Source organism: uncultured Pelagibacterium sp., assembly GCF_963972885.1.
Classification (GTDB): Bacteria; Pseudomonadota; Alphaproteobacteria; order Rhizobiales; family Devosiaceae; genus Pelagibacterium; species Pelagibacterium nitratireducens.
In genome coordinates, this window is the sequence record NZ_CAXAXY010000174.1 from 1 (window position 1) to 2,347 (window position 2,347).

Consider the following 2,347-nt stretch of genomic DNA (forward strand, 5'->3'; position numbering starts at 1 on the left):
GTCTGGCTAAAGATTTCCGGTCCCGTGGTTTCGATATGGGCCTGCCGGTTGGCGACATTGTCGAACTGATTGGCCCAGATCGCGCCATTGGGCAGCTCCGACGCCAGCTTTTCGGCCAATCGCCCGGAAACCTTCACGTAATTGTTGGGGTTCTTGTAGGGCTTTGCGGGCACCTCGATCAGCTCGGCCCCGGCCAGCCGGATCGCATCCTTTTTCTCCTGGCTCTGGGTTTCGGGGATGACGATGACCGTCCTGAACCCCATGGCATTGCCCACCAGAGCCAACCCGATCCCGGTATTGCCCGCGGTGCCCTCGACAATCGTCCCGCCCGGCCCGATCGCGCCCCGCGCCACCGCGTCATTGATAATATAGAGCGCCGCACGGTCCTTGACCGACTGTCCGGGATTTAAGAATTCCGCCTTGCCCCAGATCTCGCATCCGGTCGCCTCGGACACGGCGTTGAGGCGGATCAGCGGGGTGTTCCCGATGGCGGACGGCATATCGATATAACGGGTCATGATGGGCAACAGCTCTTGAACGTGGACCCAAACCGTAGTGACCTCTTGAGCCCCGAACAAGGCCGCACGGCGTTGATTGGCCGGGCTTTTTCAGTTCACCCCCGTTTTGCGCAATCCTCTGCCACCACAGGCGCCATCGCCGCAAACCTGTTGCGTCAGCGCTTGAGCGTATCGAGCGCCCGCTCCCGGCTGGACTTCAGATCCACGATCGGCTCGGGATAAGTCACGCCCAATTTAAGTCCCGCCTTATCAAGCGTGGCCGCGTCGGCCAGCCATGGCTTATGCACCCATTTGTCGGGCATGCCTTTAAGCTCGGGCACCCATTCGCGCACATAGTCTCCGCCGGGATCGAACTTTTCGCCCTGGGTCACCGGATTGAAAATCCGGAAATAGGGCGCCGCGTCCGCCCCGCTCCCGGCCACCCATTGCCAGCTTGCCGGATTGTTGGCCGGGTCGGCATCGACCAGCGTATCCCAGAACCAGTTTTCGCCCGTCCGCCAGTCGATCAGCAGGTTCTTGGTCAGAAGCGACGCCGTGAGCATGCGCACCCGATTGTGCATCCAGCCCGTCTGCCAGAGCTGGCGCATCCCCGCATCGACGATCGGAATGCCCGTCTGCCCCTTCTGCCAGGCATGCAGCGCCTTGGCGTCGGCCCGCCATTCGATCTCGTCGAACCGCTCCTGCATCGAATGGCTGGCAATGTCGTCGCGATGATAGAGCAGGTGATAGGAAAACTCCCGCCAGGCCACTTCGGACAGAAACTTTTCACCAGCGCTCGCCATTGACGGTTTTGAATCGATCAGATGCCGCACCGCAAACCAGATCTGGCGCGGCCCGATCTCCCCGAACCGCAAATGCGGCGACATTTCCGATGTCGCGCGCTTGCGCGGCAGGTCGCGATCGGTGGGGTAATCGGCCAGCAGATCGTCGAGAAAATCGGCCAGAACAGTTTTTGCCGCTTTTTCCCCAATCGCCCAACGCTGCACTATCCCATCCGCCCAGAACGGCGGCGCGTCCAGATCGAGGGCAGGGGCCGCGATCGCCGCATGCTTTTCGATCCGCCCGATCGGTTCGGGGGTCGGCTTGTCTTTCAGCGCCTTCCAGAACGGGGTGAAAACGCCATAGGGCGTGCCCTGTTTTGTTGCGATGTCCCAGGGCTCGATCAGCAGCGAGCCATTGAAGCTCTCGACCGCACGTCCATCCGACTTGAGAGCGGACTTTAACGCCGCGTCATGGCTGCGCCCTGCCGGATCGTACCGCCGGTTCCAGTAAACCCGCTCGGCCCCGGTCTCCCGGACGATTTCGGGAAGAACGGTCCTGCTCTCGCCCTCGCGATAGGAGAGCCGCACCCCGCGCTCCGCCAGCGCGCCATTGAGCGCCGCAAGGCTCTCATGCAGCCAAACCTTGGCAGCACCCCCAAGCGGGCGCAGCCCCCGATCGGTCTCGAGCACATAGACGGCATGGACCGGCGCGTCATGCTTGAGCGCCGCGGCAAGGGCCGGATTGTCGGCAATGCGCAAATCGTTTCTGAGCCAAACCAATGTGGAACTGGCCATGAAAAAAACTTTCCTTTTCGTCGGAGAGGCAAGTCGAAAAATGCGCGGGCTCGACACATTTGGAATAAACGCGCCGTTCTTTCCCGATACGGGCAAACCTCGGCTTCAGATCATCGGGGAGCGCCTCTCGTGCGGTTGTCCGGGCCGTCCGGCAGGAATATGTCTGCGAGCCGAAAACGTTCCGAACCGCTGGAATAAACCCATGTCGATGTCCCCCACTTCCCTGTCGCATCTTTCCCGTTTGGAGAGTGAGAGCATTGAGATTTTCCGGGA

Annotated in this window: 3 protein-coding genes; 1 reads left to right on the forward strand and 2 read right to left on the reverse strand. The window is 61.4% G+C overall.

The window, feature by feature from the left end:
* Both AACZ55_RS16045 and AACZ55_RS16050 read right to left on the reverse strand, forming a co-directional pair.
* The coding region (locus AACZ55_RS16045; RefSeq protein ID WP_339647693.1) for a pyridoxal-phosphate dependent enzyme at positions 1–518 on the reverse strand (518 nt) is incomplete at its 3' end.
* Between the two features lie 155 nt (positions 519–673).
* Entirely contained in the window at positions 674–2,074 is a 1,401-nt protein-coding gene (locus AACZ55_RS16050; RefSeq protein WP_339647695.1) for a deoxyribodipyrimidine photo-lyase, read from the reverse strand.
* Here AACZ55_RS16050 and AACZ55_RS16055 point away from each other — a divergent pair.
* On the forward strand, positions 2,073–2,347 hold a 275-nt coding region (locus AACZ55_RS16055), incomplete at its 3' end, for a hypothetical protein (protein WP_339647697.1). The two genes, AACZ55_RS16050 and AACZ55_RS16055, sit on opposite strands and share 2 nt — an antisense overlap.